The sequence below is a fragment of the Rhizobium sp. A37_96 genome, from assembly GCF_053521765.1.
Map to the genome: position 1 here is coordinate 648800 of NZ_JBNWDS010000002.1, position 21546 is coordinate 670345.

General features: G+C 62.8%; 18 protein-coding genes and 1 pseudogene. 14 read left to right on the plus strand and 5 right to left on the minus strand.

The features are described 5' to 3' along the window. Positions 1-70: 70 nt before the first annotated feature. The 3 genes from hisS to hisG all read left to right on the plus strand — a co-directional run bounded on the left by hisS (position 71) and on the right by hisG (position 3600). Positions 71-1594, plus strand: coding sequence for a histidine--tRNA ligase (gene hisS, locus ACQZ6J_RS09605; protein ID WP_449083622.1), 1524 nt, complete (start codon positions 71-73; stop codon positions 1592-1594). A gap of 192 nt (positions 1595-1786) precedes the next feature. Further along, positions 1787-2908: an ATP phosphoribosyltransferase regulatory subunit gene (locus ACQZ6J_RS09610; RefSeq protein ID WP_449083624.1), complete on the plus strand. Its 1122-nt coding sequence runs from the start codon at positions 1787-1789 to the stop codon at positions 2906-2908. Next, positions 2905-3600, plus strand: coding sequence for an ATP phosphoribosyltransferase (hisG, locus tag ACQZ6J_RS09615; protein ID WP_449083626.1), 696 nt, complete (start codon positions 2905-2907; stop codon positions 3598-3600). The genes ACQZ6J_RS09610 and hisG overlap by 4 nt, the downstream gene beginning before the upstream one ends. A gap of 77 nt (positions 3601-3677) precedes the next feature. Here the strand turns inward: hisG and ACQZ6J_RS09620 are convergent, their stop codons facing one another. Then, positions 3678-4121 (minus strand): DoxX family protein, encoded by a 444-nt coding sequence (locus ACQZ6J_RS09620; RefSeq protein ID WP_163984584.1) that lies wholly within the window; start codon positions 4119-4121, stop codon positions 3678-3680. Between the two features lie 214 nt (positions 4122-4335). Here ACQZ6J_RS09620 and ACQZ6J_RS09625 point away from each other — a divergent pair, with 214 nt between their 5' ends. Continuing rightward, the gene (locus tag ACQZ6J_RS09625; RefSeq protein WP_449083629.1) at positions 4336-5043 is read left to right on the plus strand and encodes a glutathione binding-like protein; all 708 of its coding nucleotides are present in this window, start codon (positions 4336-4338) and stop codon (positions 5041-5043) included. Positions 5044-5095: 52 nt separating this feature from the next. On the opposite strand, the pseudogene ACQZ6J_RS09630 reads toward ACQZ6J_RS09625, so the two are convergent. The 3 genes and pseudogenes from ACQZ6J_RS09630 to groES form a co-directional block, all read right to left on the minus strand. After that, positions 5096-5541: pseudogene (locus ACQZ6J_RS09630) on the minus strand (hypothetical protein). Between the two features lie 477 nt (positions 5542-6018). Continuing rightward, the gene (groL, locus tag ACQZ6J_RS09635) at positions 6019-7656 is read right to left on the minus strand and encodes a chaperonin GroEL (RefSeq protein ID WP_163984582.1); all 1638 of its coding nucleotides are present in this window, start codon (positions 7654-7656) and stop codon (positions 6019-6021) included. 73 nt (positions 7657-7729) lie between these two features. Then, a complete protein-coding gene (gene groES, locus ACQZ6J_RS09640) occupies positions 7730-8026 on the minus strand; it encodes a co-chaperone GroES (RefSeq protein WP_004109735.1) in 297 nt (98 codons plus the stop codon). A 303-nt stretch (positions 8027-8329) separates the two neighbouring features. Between groES and chrA the strand changes: the two genes are divergently transcribed. From chrA to ACQZ6J_RS09675, 7 genes are all read left to right on the plus strand, one after another. Continuing rightward, positions 8330-9787 (plus strand): chromate efflux transporter, encoded by a 1458-nt coding sequence (chrA, locus tag ACQZ6J_RS09645; RefSeq protein ID WP_449084159.1) that lies wholly within the window; start codon positions 8330-8332, stop codon positions 9785-9787. Between the two features lie 93 nt (positions 9788-9880). Continuing rightward, a complete protein-coding gene (locus tag ACQZ6J_RS09650) occupies positions 9881-10729 on the plus strand; it encodes a TIGR01459 family HAD-type hydrolase (RefSeq protein WP_449083631.1) in 849 nt (282 codons plus the stop codon). Between the two features lie 15 nt (positions 10730-10744). Further along, positions 10745-11728, plus strand: a complete 984-nt coding sequence (locus tag ACQZ6J_RS09655; RefSeq protein ID WP_449083633.1) for a bifunctional riboflavin kinase/FAD synthetase — start codon at positions 10745-10747, stop codon at positions 11726-11728. Positions 11729-11860: 132 nt separating this feature from the next. Further along, on the plus strand, positions 11861-12058 hold the full coding sequence (locus ACQZ6J_RS09660) for a DUF3311 domain-containing protein (protein WP_047627888.1): 198 nt from the start codon (positions 11861-11863) through the stop codon (positions 12056-12058). Then, complete coding sequence (gene mctP / locus ACQZ6J_RS09665) at positions 12048-13523, plus strand: monocarboxylate uptake permease MctP (RefSeq protein ID WP_163984578.1); 1476 nt, start codon at positions 12048-12050, stop codon at positions 13521-13523. The genes ACQZ6J_RS09660 and mctP overlap by 11 nt, the downstream gene beginning before the upstream one ends. Positions 13524-13819: 296 nt before the next feature. Continuing rightward, complete coding sequence (gene ileS / locus ACQZ6J_RS09670) at positions 13820-16702, plus strand: isoleucine--tRNA ligase (RefSeq protein WP_449083636.1); 2883 nt, start codon at positions 13820-13822, stop codon at positions 16700-16702. A 134-nt stretch (positions 16703-16836) separates the two neighbouring features. Next, complete coding sequence (locus ACQZ6J_RS09675) at positions 16837-17472, plus strand: hypothetical protein (protein ID WP_163984576.1); 636 nt, start codon at positions 16837-16839, stop codon at positions 17470-17472. Between the two features lie 36 nt (positions 17473-17508). Here ACQZ6J_RS09675 and ACQZ6J_RS09680 read toward each other — a convergent pair whose 3' ends face one another. Next, the gene (locus ACQZ6J_RS09680) at positions 17509-17967 is read right to left on the minus strand and encodes a nucleoside deaminase (RefSeq protein WP_163984575.1); all 459 of its coding nucleotides are present in this window, start codon (positions 17965-17967) and stop codon (positions 17509-17511) included. A 71-nt stretch (positions 17968-18038) separates the two neighbouring features. On the opposite strand from ACQZ6J_RS09680, the gene ACQZ6J_RS09685 reads away from it, so the two are divergent. From ACQZ6J_RS09685 to ACQZ6J_RS09695, 3 genes are read left to right on the plus strand one after another with little or no spacing between them, the layout of a single operon-like run. Then, entirely contained in the window at positions 18039-20033 is a 1995-nt protein-coding gene (locus ACQZ6J_RS09685) for a pseudouridine synthase (RefSeq protein ID WP_449083639.1), read from the plus strand. Between the two features lie 6 nt (positions 20034-20039). Beyond that, complete coding sequence (rsmD, locus tag ACQZ6J_RS09690; protein WP_163984573.1) at positions 20040-20606, plus strand: 16S rRNA (guanine(966)-N(2))-methyltransferase RsmD; 567 nt, start codon at positions 20040-20042, stop codon at positions 20604-20606. A 22-nt stretch (positions 20607-20628) separates the two neighbouring features. Beyond that, positions 20629-21495, plus strand: coding sequence for a patatin-like phospholipase family protein (locus tag ACQZ6J_RS09695; protein ID WP_163984572.1), 867 nt, complete (start codon positions 20629-20631; stop codon positions 21493-21495). Positions 21496-21546: the final 51 nt, after the last annotated feature.

Consider the following 21546-nt stretch of genomic DNA (forward strand, 5'->3'; position numbering starts at 1 on the left):
ACAATCCTTGCCGCATTCCGCCCAATCCGCTAGTTAACCGCCACTGTTCCCGTACCGGATTACCCTACAGATGAGCGACAAACAAAAGAAACCGCAGAAGCTCAAGGCCCGCCTGCCGCGTGGCTTTGTCGATCGTTCGGCCAGCGATATTCGCGCCGTCAACGAGATGACCGCAAAGATCCGGGCAGTTTATGAGCATTATGGTTTCGATCCCGTCGAAACGCCGCTGTTCGAATATACCGATGCGCTCGGCAAGTTCCTGCCCGACAGCGACCGGCCGAACGAAGGCGTGTTCTCGCTTCAGGACGACGACGAGCAGTGGATGTCGCTGCGCTACGATCTGACGGCGCCGCTGGCCCGCCATGTCGCCGAGAATTTCAACGAGATCCAGCTACCCTACCGCACCTATCGCGCCGGCTACGTCTTCCGCAACGAGAAGCCGGGCCCGGGCCGCTTCCGCCAGTTCATGCAGTTCGATGCCGATACCGTCGGCGCGCCGGGCGTGCAGGCCGATGCCGAGATGTGCATGATGATGGCCGATACGCTTGAAGCCCTCGGCATCAAGCGCGGCGACTATGTGATCCGCGTCAACAACCGCAAGGTTCTCGACGGCGTTCTGGAGGCGATCGGCCTCGGCGGCGATGACAAGGCCGCCCAGCGGCTCAACGTGCTGCGCGCCATCGACAAGCTCGATAAGTTCGGTCCGCAAGGGGTGGCGCTGCTGCTCGGCCCCGGCCGCAAGGACGAGTCCGGCGACTTCACCAAGGGCGCCGGCCTCGACGCCGATCAGATCGACAAGGTGCTCTTCCTCGTCGGCATCAAGGACTATGCCGAAAATGCCGTCCGGCTCGCCGAGCTGGTTGCCGGCACGTCCAAGGGTGTCGAGGGCGTCGACGAGCTGAATTTCATCGGCAGCCTCGTCACCAGCGCCGGCTACCAGGCGGATCGCATCAAGATCGATCCGTCGGTCGTGCGTGGCCTCGAATATTACACCGGCCCGGTCTACGAGGCGGAACTGCTGTTCGACGTCACCAACGAGAAGGGCGAAAAGGTCGTCTTCGGCTCGGTCGGCGGCGGCGGTCGTTACGACGGGCTCGTCTCGCGCTTCATGGGCCAGCCTGTGCCGGCCACCGGCTTCTCCATCGGCGTCTCGCGCCTGATGACGGCGCTGAAGAACCTCGGCAAGCTTGGCGTGGAAGAGGTGATCGAGCCGGTCCTCGTCACCGTCATGGACGGCGATGTCGACGCCATGGGGCGCTACCAGCGCTTCACGCAGCAATTGCGCGCTGCCGGCATCCGTGCGGAAATGTTCCAGGGCAACTGGAAGAAGTTCGGCAACCAGCTGAAATATGCCGATCGCCGCGGCTGCCCGATCGCCATCATCCAGGGTGGCGACGAGCGCGCCCAAGGTGTCGTCCAGCTCAAGGACCTGATCGAGGGCAAGCGCCTCTCCGGCGAGATCGAGGACAATGCCAGCTGGCGCGAGGCCCGCGTTGCGCAGGATGTCGTGCCGGAGGCAGAATTGGTCGCCAAGGTACTGGAAATACTGGCGGCACAGGCGGAAGACCGGAAGAGGGCGCTCGGGAATGTCTGAGTGCGTGGCTTTGCCCCTCACCCTAGCCCACTCCCCGCTGGCGGGGAGTGGGAACGACCTTTTTCGCCGTAGCCCATCGATTCTCGCAAAGGTTCGGGATGACGGAAAGCGCGCCCATCCCCTTCTCCCCGTCCAAACGGGGAGAAGGTGGCCGACAGGCCGGATGAGGGACTCTGGTAGAGGTCTGATCCCATGCCCCTGATCAACCTCCCGGATTTTGCCGGCGATCTGCTGGACGAGTTTATCGGCCGCCGGACGGAGAGGGTGGATACGCCCATCATCCAGCCGGCCGAGCCCTTTCTCGACATGGCCGGCGAGGATCTTCGCCGCCGCATCTTCATGACCGAAAGCGAGACCGGCGCCAGCCTCTGCCTGCGCCCGGAATTCACCATCCCGGTCTGCCTGCGCCATATCGAAACCGCCACCGGCACGCCGAAGCGCTATTCCTATCTCGGCGAGATCTTTCGCCAGCGCCGCGAAGGAGGCCATGAGTTCTATCAGGCCGGCATCGAGGATCTGGGCGACGGCGATACGGCAAGCGCCGACGCCCGCGCCATCGGCGACGCCATCGGCATCCTGAACCGGCTCGTCCCGGGAAAACCGCTTTCCGTGACGCTGGGCGATCAGGCCGTGTTCGAAGCAGTCGTCCAGGCACTGGGGCTGCCGTCCGGCTGGCAGAAGCGGCTGATCCACGCCTTCGGCAACATGATGCAGCTCGAAACCCTTCTGGCGCGTCTGGCAAGCCCGCAGCCGGTCACCGGCCTCGATGCGCATGTTCTTGATTTTCTCAACCGCGGCGACGAACAGGGGCTGGTCAAGCACATCGACGCCACCATGCAGGCAACTGGCTATTCCACCAACGCCAGCCGCTCGCCGCAGGAAATCGCCCGTCGTCTCCGCGAGAAGCTGGTCCTGTCGGAAACGCGGCTCGATGACGCCGCCTTCCTCGTGCTGGAGGAGTTTCTGTCCCTGAGCGTGCCCCTGGCGGACGCCTCTGCCGCACTGGCAGGCTTTGCCGATGCCGCGGGCCTGAAGCTGGGCAGCGCCCTGGAAAGCTTCGATGCGCGGGTCGCGGCATTGGCCAAAGCCGGCGTCGATGCCTCCAAGATCGACTATCGCGCCGCCTTCGGCCGCCCGCTCGACTATTATACCGGCCTCGTCTTCGAGGTGACGGTGGAAGGATCGAGCGCGGTGCTGGCCGGCGGCGGCCGCTTCGACCGGCTGATGACCCTGCTCGGCGCCAGGGACCGTATTCCTGCCGTCGGCTTCGCGCTCTGGCTCGATCGCATCGAAACCGCGAGGGCTGCCCGATGACCATCACCATAGCGCTGCCCTCCAAGGGCCGGATGAAGGACGATTGCGCGGCCGTCTTCGAGCGGGCCGGCATGCCCATCGTCGCCGTCGGCAATGACCGCTCCTATCGCGGCCGCGTCGAAGGCTGGGATGGCGTCGAGATTGCTTTCCTGTCGGCCTCGGAAATCTCGCGCGAGATCGGCAATGGCAGCGTCGATTTCGGCATTACCGGCGAAGACCTCGTGCGCGAGGGCATGGCGGAGGCCGACCGCCGCGTCGAATTCTGCGCAAGGCTCGGCTTCGGCCATGCCGATGTCGTCGTCGCGGTGCCGGAGATCTGGCTCGATGTCGATACCATGGCCGACCTCGGCGACGTCGCTGCCGATTTTCGCACCCGTCATGGCCACAGACTGACCGTCGCCACGAAATACTGGCGGCTGACGCAGCAGTTCTTCTCCAGCCAGCACGGCATCCAGCTCTATCGCATCGTCGAAAGCCTCGGCGCCACCGAAGGGGCGCCGGCTGCGGGCTCCGCCGATATCATCGTCGACATCACCTCCACCGGCTCGACCCTGCGGGCGAACCATCTGAAGATCCTGTCGGATGGCATCATCCTGCGCTCGGAAGCTTGCCTGGTGCGCGCCCGCAAGCAGAGCCACGACGGCGACCCGATGGTCCAGCGCATCGTTTCGGCCGTGCGCAACGCGCTCTGATTTCTCGGTTCCGTTATTCACGCAAAAAGGCCCGCCGGGATATCGGCGGGCCTTTTGCCTTCGGGGGTATCCGTCGATCAGGCGGCTGCGTAAGCGCCGCGGCGTGCGTCGACCGAGTAGACGCCTGCGCCGTTGATGGCGAGCATGATGTAGGCGCCGGCAAGCGTGATGTTCTTCAGGAAGTTGACGAAGTTCAGGCCGTTGATCCAGCCGTTGGCCGCAGCCGGGAAGTCCGGAACGTTGACGGTCGGCAGGTGGAAGACGACGCCGGTGAAGACGCAGAATGCGGCAAGCAGCCAGCCGACGATGCGGACCTGGAAGCCGATCAGCACGCAGACGCCGGTGATGAACTCAAAAGCGCCGGCGGCGTAGGTCAGCAGCGTCGAGGCGGGCAGGCCGGCGCCGGCGATCATGCCGGCGGTGCTTGCCGGGTCGGTCAGCTTGCCGAAGCCGGCGAAGATGAACATGAAGGCGAGCAGGATGCGCGCCACAAGGATGATGACATTATTGGTATTGGACATGACGATCTCCAGTGAATTCGGTTCGGATCGAGTGGCGACAATTTCTGGAGCCAGATATTCGTGATTTTCAGGCAATTGAAAAGATAAACAACTGCGCACAATTAGTTCACAAATATTGAACAGTGATGCGCTGCGATCGCTCTTCCCATATGGGCCGTATCGGTTATGGTGACGCCAATTCAATCGCCAAATCATAGCCTTCAGGAGCAAGACCATGGCCGATCTGTCGTCCTTTCCGATCACGCAACGCTGGCCCGCCAGCAATCCTGACATCATCCAGCTCTATTCGCTGCCGACGCCGAACGGCGTGAAAGTATCGATCGCGCTGGAAGAACTCGGTCTGCCCTACGAGCCGCACCTGATCTCCTTCGGCACCAACGATCAGAAATCGCCCGAATTCGTTTCGCTCAATCCGAACGGCCGCATCCCGGCGATCATCGATCCCAACGGCCCCGATGGGAAGCCGATCGGCCTGTTCGAATCGGGCGCGATCCTGGTCTATCTCGCGGAGAAGACCGGCAAGCTCATTCCCGGCGATGCCGCCGGGCGTTACGAGACGCTGGAATGGGTCTTTTTCCAGATGGCCGGCGTCGGGCCGATGTTCGGCCAGTTCGGTCATTTCTTCAAATTCGCTGCCGAGAAGGTCGCCAACAACCCCTATCCGGTCGAGCGCTATCGCGACGAAGCCAAGCGCTTGTTGAGCGTGCTCGAAAGCCGCCTGGCGGGGCGTCAGTGGATCATGGGAGAAGAGTATACCATTGCCGACATCACGACGTTCCCCTGGGTCCGCGGTGTCGACGTCTTCTATGGCGGCAGGGAGGCTCTCGAACTCGAAAGCTTCCCCTTAGTCATGGCCTGGCTGGACCGTGCTCTGGCGCGCCCGGCAAGCCAGCGCGGCCTCAATATTCCGAAGCGTGATTGAAGGTGCCATGGCGTGTTGGCGGCGGCTCGGGCCGCCGTTATCGCGGTTCGGCCTACTGCCGGATGGCGATCTGGCTGCCCGGTTCCAGCTTGAAGCGGGGAAACAGGAAGACGCCGACCATGCTGCCGACGTGCTGCTTGTCGGCGGCAACGGATTCACCGACGCAAACGATCGGCTGGCGGTGGCCGTTGGCGCCAAGCGTCGTCGTGGAATAGCAAAAGCAGGAATTGGCGGCCGCCGCCTGTTCGAAAAGATCGAGAATACGCACCCGATCGTGCATGTCGTAACAATGCATCAGGCTCAATAGGCCGCATTCCGACGCATTCAGGCCATGCAGCATCGTGCTCCACGTCCGAGCTTGATGATGCCGCTGGAAAGATCGCCGGTCCAACCCTCGGAAATGCAGAACTGCGCCAGGAAGTCGGGATCATTGCCGTCGAACTCCAGCGAGCCGGGTGCGAAGGGTACGGAAAAATTGGCCTTGGCAATCTTGAACAAGATAATCCCCACATGAGCGCATGGCCCCCCCGCGCGCTTCACTCGAATTCCTTATATCTTCGGATGGAAGGTCTCCCTGCATGTTCCGCCGCCACGAAAACGCGGAGCCGTAGCTCTGCTGATCCGCTGTCGACGATGCTTTCGGGGTGGCGCTCCAGTCTATGAAGTCATTTCAAGTAATAAATCCGGATAGCGCCGATGCCCAAGGTCATGATCATGCCAAGCCGCAGGTTAAGCGTGTCCAAAAGAAGTAAAAATTACGTGTATTGCAGCTAACTCTCCAAAATCGCTGCGCTGGGAGTTATAGGGGCTTTTTTGAAAACAGCAATGGGCAAGTTGCAAAATTTGCAACATCACGAAAACTTGCGTGCAGTTGCGGTTGTACCATTTCTGCACAATTAAAAAGGGCGGCCCGAGGGCCGCCCTTCATCAATTCCGGATGCCGGATTGAACAGTCGTAATAAGGCTAAGGCCCTATCACATCATGTCCATGCCGCCCATGCCGCCCATGCCGCCCGGCATAGCCGGAGCGTCCTTCTTCGGCAGCTCGGCGATCATGGCTTCGGTGGTGATCAGCAGCGAGGCAACCGAAGCTGCGTCCTGCAGAGCCGTGCGAACGACCTTGACCGGGTCGACGATGCCCATGGCGATCATGTCGCCGTAGACGCCCGTCTGAGCGTTGTAGCCCCAGTTGTCTTCGTTCTTGTCGAGGATCTTGCCGACAACGATGGAGGCTTCATCACCAGCGTTTTCAGCGATCTGGCGGCAAGGAGCCTGCAGAGCGCGGCGAACGATGTTGACACCGGCTTCCTGGTCGTCGTTCTCACCCTTGACGGTGATCTTCGTGGAAGAACGCAGCAGAGCGGTACCGCCGCCCGGTACGATGCCTTCCTGAACAGCAGCGCGCGTCGCGTTGAGAGCGTCGTCGATGCGGTCCTTCTTTTCCTTCACTTCGACTTCCGTCGAGCCGCCAACGCGGATAACGGCAACGCCGCCAGCGAGCTTGGCAAGACGTTCCTGCAGCTTCTCGCGGTCGTAGTCGGAAGTGGTTTCTTCGATCTGGGCCTTGATCTGGGCAACGCGGCCTTCGATGTCGGACTTGGCGCCGGCGCCGTCGACGATCGTGGTGTTTTCCTTGGAGATCGAAACCTTCTTGGAACGGCCGAGCATGTCGAGCGTAACCGACTCGAGCTTGATGCCGAGGTCTTCGGAGATGACAGTGCCGCCCGTCAGGATGGCGATGTCTTCCAGCATGGCCTTGCGGCGATCGCCGAAGCCCGGAGCCTTGACGGCAGCGATCTTCAGGCCGCCGCGCAGCTTGTTGACGACGAGCGTAGCAAGAGCTTCGCCTTCGACGTCTTCAGCGATGATGAGGAGCGGCTTGCCGGTCTGAACGACGGCTTCGAGAACCGGAAGCATGGCCTGCAGGTTCGAGAGCTTCTTCTCGTGGAGCAGGATGAACGCGTCTTCGAGGTCGGCGATCATCTTTTCCGGGTTGGTCACGAAGTAGGGGCTGAGGTAGCCGCGGTCGAACTGCATGCCTTCGACGACTTCGAGTTCGGTTTCGGCGGTCTTGGCTTCTTCAACCGTGATGACGCCTTCGTTGCCGACCTTCTGCATGGCTTCAGCAATATCGAGACCGATCTGCTTTTCGCCGTTTGCCGAGATCGTGCCGACCTGAGCGACTTCTTCCGACGTGTTGATCTTCTTGGCCTTGGCCTGGAGATCCTTGACGACTTCGGCAACGGCGAGATCGATGCCGCGCTTCAGGTCCATCGGGTTCATGCCGGCTGCAACAGCCTTGGCGCCTTCGCGAACGATGGCCTGGGCGAGAACCGTTGCGGTCGTGGTGCCGTCGCCGGCGATGTCGTTGGTCTTCGAAGCAACTTCGCGGACCATCTGGGCGCCCATGTTTTCGAACTTGTCTTCGAGTTCGATTTCCTTGGCGACGGTGACGCCGTCCTTGGTGATGCGCGGAGCGCCGAAGGACTTGTCGATAACGACATTACGACCCTTCGGGCCGAGCGTGACCTTCACTGCGTCAGCGAGGATGTCGACGCCACGAAGCATCTTTTCGCGGGCGCTGCGGCCGAATTTTACTTCTTTAGCTGCCATGTTTGAAACTCCTGAATTCGCGTTTTCCGGGCTTTAAGGCCCGTCAGCTGTATCGGAAAGGGAACCGGCTAAATTAGCCGATGATGCCCATGATGTCGGCTTCCTTCATGATCAGAAGGTCTTCGCCGTTGAGCTTTACTTCGGTGCCGGACCACTTGCCGAACAGAACGCGATCGCCAACCTTGACGTCGAGTGCCACGACCTTGCCGGATTCATCGCGAGCGCCGGAACCGACGGCGACGATTTCGCCTTCCTGCGGCTTTTCCTTGGCGGTATCGGGAATGATGATGCCACCCTTGGTCTTTTCTTCCGACTCGACGCGACGAACGACGACACGGTCATGAAGGGGGCGGAAATTGGTGCTTGCCATTGTCTAATCCCTCGATCAAATGACATTCACGGATCTGCGGGGGATCCGTATGGGCTATTGTTAGCACTCAGCCTCGGCGAGTGCCAGCGACCGTGATTTAGGGGTGGCTTCAGGACGAGTCAAGGACGGCACTGTGAATTTTTTGCGGCGCCCATCCGCTTGTTTCGCAGATGATTAATGGCCGCGGGCCTGGCCTGGGCATATCGTCGGCCGATATCGCTCGCAGCTGGCTTAGAGCAGGGAAGCGACAAGATTATGTCCGGCGCGATCCGCCGACAAGCATGGGGAGTGGCAGCTTTGCGGATCGCAGAGGAAGGAAACGGGCAGGACGGTTCCGTTTCGGCCTTCGATCTTGCCGGAAAACCGTCGCTTTCCGAAGCCACGGGTGTCTGGACCAGGATAGGCTTGCTGAGCTTCGGCGGCCCGGCCGGGCAGATCGCTCTCATGCATCGAATGATCGTGGAGGAGAAGCGCTGGGTCGACGAAGAGCGTTTTCTTCATGCCTTGAGCTATTGCATGCTTCTGCCCGGTCCCGAAGCGCAGCAGCTCGCGACCTATATAGGCTGGCTGCTGCATGGCTGGCGTGGCGGATTGATCGCGGGTCTGCTCTTCATCCTGCCGGGCTTCGCCGTCATTCTCGCGCTTTCCGCCTTCTATGCGCTTTTCCATGATACCGGCCTGCTCGCCACCGTCTTCTTCGGTATCAAGGTGGGTGTGCTGGCGATCGTGCTTCAGGCTTTGATCCGGTTGAGCAATCGCGCGCTCAGGAGCCGGTTTCACATAGGGATGGCGATTGCCAGCTTCGTTTGTCTCTTCGTTTTCGACCTGCCGTTCCCGCTGGTCGTCTTGCTGGCCGGTCTGGCGGGCTACGGGCAGGTTCTCCATCGGGCATGGCACCGGGAGCGATGGCGGCCGCGATTGTCGCTCCAGCCGGCATCGGAGCTTCGCTTCGGCTGGCTTGCGAGCCCTCGGCTTCGCAGGTCCGTCCTGACGATCCTGGGCTGGATACTGATCTGGCAGGCGCCGTTGCTGTTGGTGCATGGCTTGCGTGGTCCGCCGGATATCGTGGCGGAAACGCTCAGCGGGCAGGCGAGCGTGTTCGGCGCCATCTTCTCCTTCTTCTCGCGCATGGCTGTCGTGACCTTCGGCGGCGCCTATGCCGTTCTCGCCTATGTGGCGCAGACGGCGGTGCAGCACTATGCATGGCTGAAGCCGGGCGAGATGCTGGATGGCCTCGCGCTTGCCGAGACGACGCCCGGGCCGCTCGTTCTGGTCCTGTGCTTCGTCGGCTTCATGGCGGGCTTCCGCAATCCGTTCGGTTTCGCTCCGCTGTTCGGCGGCGTTGTCGGGGCAAGCCTGGCGGCATGGGCAACCTTCGTGCCGAGCTTCCTGTTTATCTTCGCCGGTGCGCCCTATATCGAAAGACTGCGTGGCCACGCCGGACTTTCCGCGGCGCTCGCCGCCATAACCGCAGCCATCGTCGGCGTCATGGCCAATCTGTCGATCTGGTTCGGGCTGCATGTGCTGTTCGCGAATGTCGAGCGGCTGGTGCTGCTGAGCCGTCGTGTCGGGCTGCAAGGCGGCGAATTCGTCGATTTGCCGATCGCCGGCATGGCGTGGCCGGACTGGAGCAGCCTCGACGTCTCGGCCTTCCTGCTCTTCCTGCTGGCGGCGGTGCTCGTCTTTCGCCAGCGCGCCGGCGTTGCCACCGTGCTCGCCGTATCTGCCGCCGTCGGCTCGTTGCTGCGACTTGCCGGTTGAGCCTTGTGCGCCGCAAAAACCTTGGCCGCCGCTCTTGTAATTTGCCGGCCGGTTTGCGATGTCAGCCCGTGATTTATTTGATGCGAGGACGGCATGGGCAAACGGATCGAAAGCTTTCGCGAGATCGGCGGACTTTATGATGTGGCGCTCTGCGACGTCTGGGGCGTGCTTCACAACGGCGTCACTGCCTATGAGGAAGCCTCGATCGCCCTTGAGGCGGCCCGCGCCGAAGGCGTGGCCGTCGTCCTCATCACCAACTCCCCGCGCGTCGCGCCGAAGGTTGTCGAGCAGCTGCGGGCGATCGGAGTTCCCGATAGCGTCTATGATCGCATCATCACCTCGGGCGATGTGACGCGCAGGCTGATCGCCGAGGGGCCGAAGAAGGTCTTCCTGCTCGGCCCGGAGCGCGACATCGGCATCCTCGAGGGGCTCGACGTGCAGCGTGTAGAAGCCGGCGAGGCGGAAAGCATCGTCTGCACCGGTTTCTTCGATGACGAGACCGAAACGCCCGAAGACTATACCGATATGCTGACAGCCTGGTCGGCCCGCAACGTGCCGCTGATCTGTGCCAATCCCGATCTCGTGGTCGAGCGCGGCCACCGCATGATCCCCTGCGCCGGCGCCATGGCCGCTTACTACGAACGCCTCGGCGGTCAGACGCGCATCGCCGGCAAGCCGCACCAGCCGATCTATGATGCCGCACTTGCCGCAGCGCGCGAGGTGAAGAGCGAATTTCCCCTGTCGCGCGTGGTGGCGATCGGCGACGGCATGCCGACCGATGTGCGCGGTGCGCTCGATTATGGCCTCGATCTTCTTTATATCAGCCATGGCATCCACGCTCGCGAATATGTCGTCGAAGGGCATACGGATGAAGCCGCGCTCGGCGCCTTCCTGGCACGCGAGCAGGCTTCGCCGAAGTGGTGGATGCCCCGCCTTGTCTGAGGAGAGTGGTAGACGATGACCGTTTTCCATCGCAACGAAACCCGCGAACCGCTTCCCGATGCCCTGAAGGGCGGCGTGGTCGCCATCGGCAATTTCGACGGCGTGCATCGCGGCCATCAGTCCGTATTGAAGCGTGCATTGGAGATCGCCAGGGAACGCGGCGTTCCCGCTCTGGTGCTGACCTTCGAGCCGCATCCGCGCACCGTATTCAAGCCGGATCAACCGGTCTTCCGCCTCACTCCCGCGCCGCTGCGCGCACGCTTGCTGGAAGCGCTCGGTTTCAACGCCGTCATCGAATATCCCTTTGACCGCGCCTTCTCGCAGCGTTCGGCGGATGAATTCGTCCATTCGATCCTAATCGACTGGCTGCATGCCTCCGAAGTCGTCACCGGCTTCGATTTCCATTTCGGTCACGATCGCCAGGGCGGCCCGGCCTTCCTCATGAATGCCGGCAGCCACAATGGCTTCGGCGTAACGCTGATCGATGCCTTCCGCGACGAAAACACCGAGGTCATCTCGTCGAGCCGTATCCGCTCGCTGCTGGCCGAAGGCGAGGTGGCGCAGGCCGCCGGCCTGCTCGGCTATCGCTATACCGTTCAGGCTCCGGTCATCGGCGGCGAAAAGCTCGGCCGCACGCTCGGCTTCCCCACGGCAAACATGCAGCTTCCGCCGGAAATATCGCTGAGGGCCGGCATCTATGCCGTGCGCTTCCGCACGGCCGATGGTGCCATCCGGGACGCGGTCGCCAGCTACGGCCGTCGTCCGACGGTGACCGACAATGGAGCCCCGCTGCTCGAGACCTTCGTCTTCGATTTCAGCGGCGATCTCTATGGCCAGATCTGTTCGGTTTCCTTCTTCGGCTATCTCCGCCCCGAACTGAAGTTCGATGGTCTCGATCCGCTGGTTGCGCAGATCCGCAAGGACGAGGATGAGGCGCGCGCGCTGCTCGCCGGCGTCCAGCCGCTCGGCGAGCTCGACCGCGTCATCGCCTTCACCTGATTTTATCAGCCGGACTGCGCGCAGGGATTGCGGCAGTGCAGTATCTTTTTGCCTTGAGCGGGTAGAAGGATGCTGCAATGCTCATATGGCAGGGCGCGAGTCGCCGCGCCCGCTTTCCGAAAGGCGCACGAGATGGATAAACGTTTCGGAACGGCGGCCTGCTGGCTGCTCGTCATTCCTTATATTGGTTTGCTTTGGGTCCCCTTTTATAACAGCCACGATCCGGTCTTGCTCGGATTTCCATTCTTCTACTGGTATCAGCTGGCCTGGGTGCCGATCACAGCCATCCTGACGTGGATCGCCTATCGGAGCATGCGCCATGACGACTGAGATCGATCCGACAGCCCTTGCCATTTTCATCTTCTTCTTTGCCCTCGTCACGGTGATGGGGTTCGTCGCCGCGCGCTGGCGCCGGCCGGAAAACCTCGCCCATATCGACGAATGGGGCCTTGGAGGCCGCAAGTTCGGCACCTGGATCACCTGGTTCCTCGTCGGCGGCGATTTCTACACGGCCTATACCGTGATCGCCGTGCCGGCCCTGGTCTATACGGTCGGCGCCTACGGCTTCTTCGCGCTGCCCTATACGATCGTGGTCTATCCCTTCGTCTTCATGGTCATGCCGGTGCTCTGGAAGCGGGCGAAGGAGAATGGCTACGTGACCGCGGCCGACGTCGTGCATGGCCAGTATGGTTCCCGCGCGCTGGAACTGGCGATCGCGCTGACCGGCGTCATCGCCACCATGCCCTATATCGCGCTCCAGCTCGTCGGCATGACGGCCGTTTTCAAGTCCCTCGGCCTGCATGGGGAGCTGCCGCTGGCGGTCGCCTTCATCATCCTGGCGCTCTATACCTACTCGGCCGGTCTGCGCGCTCCGGCTCTGATCGCCTTCGTCAAGGACATCATGATCTATATCGTGGTGATTGCCGCCATCGCCCTCATTCCGACGAAGCTCGGCGGCTATGCCAACGTCTTTGCCGCGGCCGATGCGGATTTCCAGGCCAAGGGAGCAGGAAGCCTGGTGCTTGCCGGCAATCAGTATGTCGCCTATGCGACGCTGGCGCTCGGCTCGGCGCTGGCCGCCTTCATGTATCCGCATACGCTGACCGGCATCTTCGCCTCCAGCAGCGGCAACACAATCCGCAAGAACGCCATTCTGCTGCCGGCCTATACGCTGCTGCTCGGCCTTCTGGCCCTGCTCGGCTATATGGGTCATGCCGCCCATCTGAAGCTCGACAGCGCCAACGACGTGGTGCCGGCCCTGTTCCAGACCTTGTTCCCGAGCTGGTTTGCCGGCTTCGCCTTTGCCGCGATCGCCATCGGCGCGCTGGTTCCGGCCGCGGTGATGAGCATTGGCGCCGCCAATCTTTTCACCCGCAATTTCTGGAAGGCCTACGTCAATCCGAACGTGACCGACGAAGGTGAATACAAGGTGGCCAAGAGGACGTCGCTGGTCGTCAAGATCGGCGCGCTGCTGGTCATCATCCTGCTGCCGACGCAGTTCGCGCTCGATCTGCAGCTGCTCGGCGGCATCTGGATCCTGCAGACGCTGCCGGCGCTGGTCTTCGGCCTTTATTCCAACTGGTTCAAGGCGCCGGGCCTGCTGGCGGGCTGGATCGTCGGCTTCTTCGGCGGCACCTATCTGGTCTGGCTCAATGGGCTGAAGCCGTTGCACGCGATCAGCCTGGGCGGAGCGCCGTTCACGGTCTACATCGGCATATTGGCCCTGATCGCCAATATCGTCGTCGCCGTCGTCGTCAATCTGGTGGTGCCCGCCAGAGCTGTCGCCAGGACCTGATCCCGCCGAACACCTTTGGCCGCGGATGGAAACGTCCGCGGCTTTTCTGTGCCTTGCCGGGATTGTTTCCTCTTCCTTTCCTTGGAAAAAACGCCTATGAACCGGCGACCATGACCCAATTTCGGCTGAGCCCATCGATACGAATTATTGGCCCGGCCTTCCGCGCGCTGTAAGCTGCCGGAAGGTCCGGGTTTTTGGCGCCCGTTCCCGAGGCGCTTTCCGCCGCCGAAAAATCCCCATATGGCTGCGCCCCTTCGGCGCAAGACGCCCGAGACACCGAGGCAATTGTCAGAACTATGACCGATACCGCTGAAAAGATGGACTACTCCAAGACCCTTTACCTGCCGGAAACCGATTTCCCGATGCGCGCCGGGTTGCCGCAGAAGGAGCCGGAGCTGGTGAGCCGCTGGCAGGAGATGGATCTCTACAAGAAGCTGCGCGCCTCCGCCGCCGGCCGCGACAAGTTCGTGCTGCATGACGGGCCTCCCTACGCCAACGGCCACATCCACATCGGCCATGCCCTCAACAAGATCCTCAAGGACGTCATCACTCGCTCGTTCCAGATGCGCGGCTATGACAGCAACTATGTTCCGGGCTGGGACTGCCACGGCCTGCCGATCGAATGGAAGATCGAGGAAAAATACCGCGAGAAGGGCAAGAACAAGGACGAGGTTCCGGTGAACGAGTTTCGCCAGGAATGCCGTGACTTTGCCGCCGGCTGGATCAAGATCCAGTCCGAGGAATTCAAGCGCCTCGGCATCACCGGCGATTTCGACAATCCCTATCTGACGATGAACTTCCATGCGGAATCCCGCATCGCCGGCGAGCTGTTGAAGATCGCCCGCACCGGCCAGCTCTACCGCGGCTCCAAGCCGGTCATGTGGTCGGTGGTCGAGCGCACGGCGCTCGCCGAAGCCGAAGTCGAATATGCCGATGTCGAAAGCGACATGATCTGGGTGAAGTTCCCGGTCTCCGAAGGTCCGGCTGCATTGGCCGGAACCTTTGTCGTCATCTGGACGACGACGCCCTGGACGATCCCCGGCAACCGCGCGATCGCCTATTCGTCGCGCGTCGCCTATGGCCTTTACGAAGTGACGGAAGCCGCCAACGATTTCGGCCCGCGCCCCGGCGAGAAGCTGATCTTCGCCGACAAGCTTGCGGAAGAATCCTTCGCCAAGGCGAAGCTTCAGTACAAGCGCCTCGGCGACGTTACGTCCGATGATCTGGCCGCGCTCACCTGCGCCCATCCGCTGGCTTCGCTCGGCTACGGCTTCAAGGTGCCGCTGCTCGATGGCGATCACGTCACCGACGACGCCGGTACGGGCTTCGTGCACACCGCGCCCAGCCACGGCCGCGAGGACTTTGACGCCTGGATGTCGCATGCCCGCGCGCTCGAAACGCGCGGAATCTCGTCGACCATCCCGTTCCCGGTTGACGACGCCGGCTTCTACACCGCCGATGCCCCCGGTTTCGAAGGTGGCCGCGTCATGGACGACAACGGCAAGAAGGGCAACGCCAACGACCTCGTCATCAAGGCGCTAATCGAGACGAACACGCTGTTCGCGCGCGGAAGGCTGAAGCATTCCTATCCGCATTCCTGGCGCTCGAAGAAGCCGGTCATCTTCCGCAACACGCCGCAGTGGTTCGTCTACATGGACAAGGACTTTGCGGATGGCTCGACGCTGCGGTCTCGCGCCCTGAAGGCGATCGACGATACACGCTTCGTGCCTGCTGCCGGCCAGAACCGCCTGCGCGCCATGATCGAGCAGCGCCCGGATTGGGTCCTGTCGCGCCAGCGCGCCTGGGGCGTGCCGATCTGCATCTTCGTCGACGAGCAGGGCAACATCCTGCAGGATGATGGCGTGAACGCCCGCATCCTCGATGCTTTCGAGCAGGAGGGCGCCGACGCCTGGTTTGCTGAGGGCGCACGCGAGCGCTTCCTGGGCGACAAGGCCAACGAGCCCTGGACGCAGGTCATGGATATTCTCGACGTGTGGTTCGATTCCGGTTCGACCCATTCCTTCACGCTGGAGGACCGCCCGGACCTGAAGTGGCCGGCCGACGTCTATCTCGAGGGCTCCGACCAGCATCGCGGCTGGTTCCATTCGTCGCTGCTCGAAAGTGCGGCGACGCGTGGCCGCGCGCCCTACGACACGGTCGTCACCCATGGCTTCACCATGGATGAGCAGGGCCGCAAGCAGTCGAAGTCGCTCGGCAACGTCGTCGCCCCGCAGGACGTGATGAAGGACGCCGGCGCCGATATCCTGCGCCTCTGGGTCATGACCACGGACTATTGGGAAGACCAGCGCCTCGGCAAGGCCATCATCCAGACCAATGTCGACGCCTACCGCAAGCTGCGCAACACCATCCGCTGGATGCTTGGCACGCTGGCCCATGACAAGGGCGAGGTCATCGCCTATGCCGATATGCCGGAGCTGGAGCGGCTGATGCTGCATCGTCTCGCCGAGCTCGACGAGCTGGTGCGCGAAAGCTACGACGCCTTCGATTTCAAGCGCATCGCCCGCGCCCTCATCGATTTCGCCAATGTCGAGCTTTCGGCCTTCTACTTCGACGTCCGCAAGGATGCGCTTTACTGCGATGCACCGTCGAGCCTGCGCCGCCGCGCTTCGCTTGCCGTCATCCGCTCGATCTTCGATTGCATGGTGACGTGGCTGGCGCCGATGTTGCCGTTCACCACGGAAGAGGCATGGCTGTCGCGCAATCCGTCCGCGGTTTCGGTTCATCTCGAGCAGTTCGTCACCGTTCCGACGGAATGGAAGAACGAAGCCTTGGCCGAAAAGTGGAAGAAGATCCGCTCCGTGCGCAGCGTCGTCACCGGCGCCCTGGAAATCGAACGCAAGGACAAGCGCATCGGCTCCTCGCTGGAGGCCGCGCCGGTGGTTTACGTCGCCGATCCGGAGTTGCTGAAGGTGCTCGAAGGACAGGATCTCGCCGAGATCTGCATCACCTCCGATATCACCGTTCTGGGCGAGCAAGGCCCTGTCGATGCCTTCCGCCTCGACGACGACGCCAAGGTCAGCGTGGTTCCGAAGCTTGCCGAAGGCCGTAAATGTGCCCGGTCCTGGCGCATCACGACCGATGTCGGCGCGGATCCGGAATACCCCGACGTCTCGGCGCGCGATGCAGCCGCATTGCGCGAACTGACGGCTGTCAACTGAAGAAAGTTACCGGGTGAATTGCCTTTGTGGCGTTCATCCGGTAAAAGCTGCCTGAAAATGGCCTGATTTTTACGGCAGTTGCCGTGAAATGGGGTCCTGTTACGTTTGTTCCGGCATGGCTGGGAAGGGTATTCATGAGAGCGATGCATAAGGTTCGTGTCGGCGTCAGCTTGGCGGCACTTGTGGTTGGCTGCGGCGCGATGTCCGGTTGCCTTAGCAGCCCGACTTACGGCACCGACAAGACGGCAGGCGTGCAGCTTCTGGATGACCTTGGCGATATCGCTTCCGTTTCGGCCATGACGCCGAAGGAAAAGGGTGTGAAGTATCCGAGCCGTCCGGGCCTCGTCTTGCCCGCCGACAAGGATCGCGAAAATCTGACGTCGCCGCAGCAGTCCCTGGCAAACAAGGACAATCCGGCCTGGCTCGAATCGCCGGAAGACGCGCGCAAGCGCCTCGCCGATGAAGCCGACCAGAAGAAGAACGACGTCAACTATCGTTCGCCGCTGGCGCAGGCCGACAGCAGCAGAAACCGCACGACCGAAGCGCAGCAGACGGCAGCATATCGCGCCGCGCGCCAGGATCAGGCAGGCACCTATATCGACCAGCGCCGCTACCTCATCGATCCGCCGCAGGGATATCGCCAGGTGTCCGATCCGAACGCCTTGAACGATCTCGGCACCCCCGAGTCGAAGAAGGAAAAGAAGCGCAAGAAGGATGCGGAGGCTGCGCAGCAGTCCAACAACAGCAGCTGGTGGAAGCCCTTCCAATAAGAAGTTTTCGAAGCGGCGGTCCCAACCGCCGCTTTTTCAATCCTCGGAGCGTTTCGCTTGAAAGAAGCCTCTGAGGATGTCGGCGGATGCGGTCTCGCCGAAGCCGGAATAGACCTCCGGCGCATGATGACAGGTCGGTTGACGATAGAAGCGCACGCCGTTGTCGACACCGCCGCCTTTCGGATCCTCGGCGCCATAGTAGAGACGGCGGATGCGCGCGAACGAAATGGCCGCGGCGCACATGGTACAGGGTTCCAGCGTGACGTAGAGATCGGCGCCTGCAAGACGCTCCTGCCCCAGTTCCTCGCAGGCCAGGCGGATGGCGACGATTTCGGCATGGGCAGTGACGTCGTTGAGTTCGCGGGTGCGGTTGCCTGATGTGGCGATGACCTTGCCGTCGAACACGAGAACGGCGCCGATCGGCACTTCGCCGCGCTCTCCGGCGCGGCGTGCTTCGGTCAAAGCAAGCTCCATGAATTGATTTGTAGCCGCCATTCGAGATTTCCACTTAACCGCAAGGGCGTGACCTGATAGGAACACGCGTTAAAAATTCAGGCAAACAACAAATGACGATGAATGACAAGCCCACGCGGCCTGGGTCTAAACCCTTTGCTCGCGACAAGCAGACGACGAAACGCGATGACGCCAAGCCTGCGAAGGCCGCGGCGGTCAAAGCTGCGGGGGAATCCGCGGTCGAGGATGGAAAGGCCGAGCGCATTTCCAAGGTGATGGCGCGCGCCGGCGTGGCTTCGCGCCGCGATATCGAGCGCATGATCATGGATGGCCGCGTCAAGCTGAACGGCGTGCTGCTCGATACGCCCGTGGTCAACGTGACCCTTTCCGACAAGATCGAAGTCGACGGCATGCCGATCCGCGGCATCGAGCGTACGCGCATGTGGCTCTATCACAAGCCGGCCGGCCTGGTGACCACCAATGCCGATCCGGAAGGGCGCCCGACCGTTTTCGACAATCTGCCGGAAGAGCTGCCGCGCGTCATGTCGATCGGCCGTCTCGACATCAACACCGAAGGTTTGCTGCTGCTGACCAACGACGGCGGCCTGGCACGCGTTCTGGAGCTGCCGACGACCGGCTGGCTGCGCCGCTATCGCGTCCGCGCCCATGGCGAGATCGATCAGGAAGCGCTCGACAAGCTGAAGGAAGGCATTGCCGTCGACGGCGTGCTCTACGGCTCGATCGAGGCGACGCTCGACCGCACGCAAGGGTCCAACGTCTGGATCACCATGGGCCTGCGCGAGGGCAAGAACCGCGAAATCAAGAACGTGCTCGGCGCGCTCGGCCTGGAGGTCAATCGACTGATCCGCATCTCCTACGGCCCGTTCCAGCTTGGAGAGCTGCCGGAAGGTCACGTCCTGGAAGTGCGCGGCCGCACGCTGCGCGATCAGCTCGGCCCGCGCCTGGTCGAAGATGCCAAGGCGAATTTCGATGCACCGCTCTATAATGCCCCGGCCGTTGCCGACGCCGAAGAGGCGGATGCCAAACCAGCTCAGGTGGCTAAGGAAGTGCGCCCGAGGCGCGACCGCGAGCGCCCCGAGGACAAGCGCGAGCGCGCCTTGAGCCGTCTCGACACCAAGCGCGACGATCGTCGTGACGAGGGACGCCGCGAAGGTGGCCGCAAAGAGGATGACCGGCCGAAGCGCCCGCCGCTCGGCGCGCGCCGCAACGCCAATGTCTGGATGGCGCCCGGCGCCCGTCCGCTTGGGGAAAAGGCGGCACTGAAGGCTGCCAAGAACGCAAAGACAGCCACGAGGCGCGGCGAGACCGACCGTCCGCAGCGCGGCGGCGGCTTCGACCGTGCTGACGAAGGCCCCCGCGTTCGCGTCAATCGCGTCGACGAGGCGGATGGCGAATGGATCCGTTCGAGCGAGGAAGCACCGCGCAAGGCGCGCGGCGATGACCAGGGGTCCGACCGCAAGCGTTCCGATCGCCCCCGTGGCGACCGGCCGTTCGGCGATCGTCCTCCACGCGGCGACCGGCCTTTTGGCGACAAGCCCCGCAGTGATCGTCCCTATGGCGACAAGCCTCGCGGTGCGCGGCCGGCGGGCGGTGATCGCCCTCGCGCCAAGTCTTTCGATGCCGAGGCCCGTTCCGAACGTCCCCGTGGCGATCGCCCGTTCGGCGATCGTCCGCCGCGTGGCGACAGGCCTTTCAATGACAAGCCCCGTGGCGATCGTCCCTATGGTGATCGCCGGCCCCGCGCCGAAGGGGACGAGCGTCCTCGCGCCAGATCTTTCGATGGCGAACAGCGCTCGGAGCGTCCCCGCGGCGACCGCCCGTTCGGTGATCGTCCGCCGCGTGGTGACCGGCCCTTCGGCGATCGCCCGCAAGGCGAACGTTCCTTTGGTGATCGTCCGGCCGGCAAGCCCTTTGGCAAGAAGCCGGGCGGCGGCAAATCCTTCGGCGGCAAGCCGGGTGGAAAGCCCGGCGGCTCGCGTGGCTTCGGTGGCAAGCCTGGCGGCGCAGGCCGCCCGTCCGGCGGTCCGCGCGGTGGTTCCGGCCGAGGTGGTCCGGGCAGGGGCGGCCCCAAGGGCGGCAGGGGTTGACGCGCGGTGAGGATCGTCGGCGGTGAGTTTCGCGGTCGCTCGCTTGCAACGCCGAAGTCGAACGATATTCGTCCGACGGCGGATCGCACGCGCGAGAGCCTGTTCAACATCCTGAGCCACGCCTATCCGGAAGCCATCGACGGCACCCGGATGATGGACGTGTTTGCCGGCACCGGCGCTGTCGGGCTGGAGGCGGCCTCGCGCGGCTGCCGTCATGTGCTCTTCGTGGAAAGCAGCGTCGAGGGCAGGGGTCTTCTCTGGGAAAACATCGATGCGCTCGGCCTTCATGGCCGTACGCGCATGCTGCGGCGGGATGCGACGGATCTCGGCAGCGTCGGCAATCTCGAGCCTTTCGATTTTCTCTTCGCCGATCCGCCCTATGGCAAGGGTTTGGGCGAGAAGGCGTTTGCCGCCGCCGCTGCCGGTGGCTGGCTGGTGCCGGGTGCCCTGGCGATCATCGAGGAGCGCGCCGACGTAACGGTTGCCGCACCATCGGATTTCCTGTTTCTGGAGGAACGGACCTTCGGCGACAGCAAGATGCATTTCTTCCGTTATCAGCCGCGGACGGCCTGACGGAGGACGGAGAGGCATATATATGGGCGACTATGCTGATTTCGTCGGCAGCGACTATCCGCTTGCCGCCTCCGGCATGCCGAGCGTCGCGGTGGCGTTCGGCTGCGGCGGCGCACGCGGTCTCGCCCATATCCACATCATCGAGGCGTTGGACGAACTCGGCATCCGCCCGGTCGCCATAGCGGGCGCATCGATCGGCTCGATCATGGGCGCGGCCATGGCAGGCGGCATGAGCGGCGCGGAAATTCGCGACCATACGCTCGCGACAGTCGGCAATCGCCCGGCCGTCCTCAACAAGATCTGGAGCTTGCGGCCCGTCAGCATGCGCAGCATTCGCTTCGGCCAGTTCAACCTCGAACGCATCCTGCGCACCTTCCTGCCGCCGGCCATTCCGGAGAATTTCGCGGACCTGCATATCCCGCTGAAAGTGGTGACGACCGACTACTACGATCAGGCCGAGGTCGTGATCGAAAAGGGCGAGCTTTATCCGGTGCTCGCCGCATCGGCCGCCATCCCTGCGGTCTTCATGCCCGTCAAGCTCGGAAATCGCGTGATGATCGACGGCGGCATCATGAACCCGGTTCCCTACGAACATCTTGCCGGGCTTGCCGACGTCATCATCGGCATCGATGTCGTCGGCGGTCCGGAAGGCGACGGCCGGCACATTCCGAACCGGATCGAGAGCCTGTTCGGCGCCGGCCAGCTCACCATGCAGTCCAACATCGCGCTCAAGCTGCGGCTGCAGGCGCCGCAGATCTTCCTGCGCCCGGCCGTCGGTCGCACGGGCGTGCTCGATTTCCTCAAGGCGCGCGACATTCTCGCCATGTCGGCCGGCGTCAAGGACGAGCTGAAATTCGCCCTCGACCGCGTCATCACGGCAAGAAACTAGACAATCCCGGGACAGCAGACGTGCGGCTTTCGCATCGGGCCGTAGGACCGA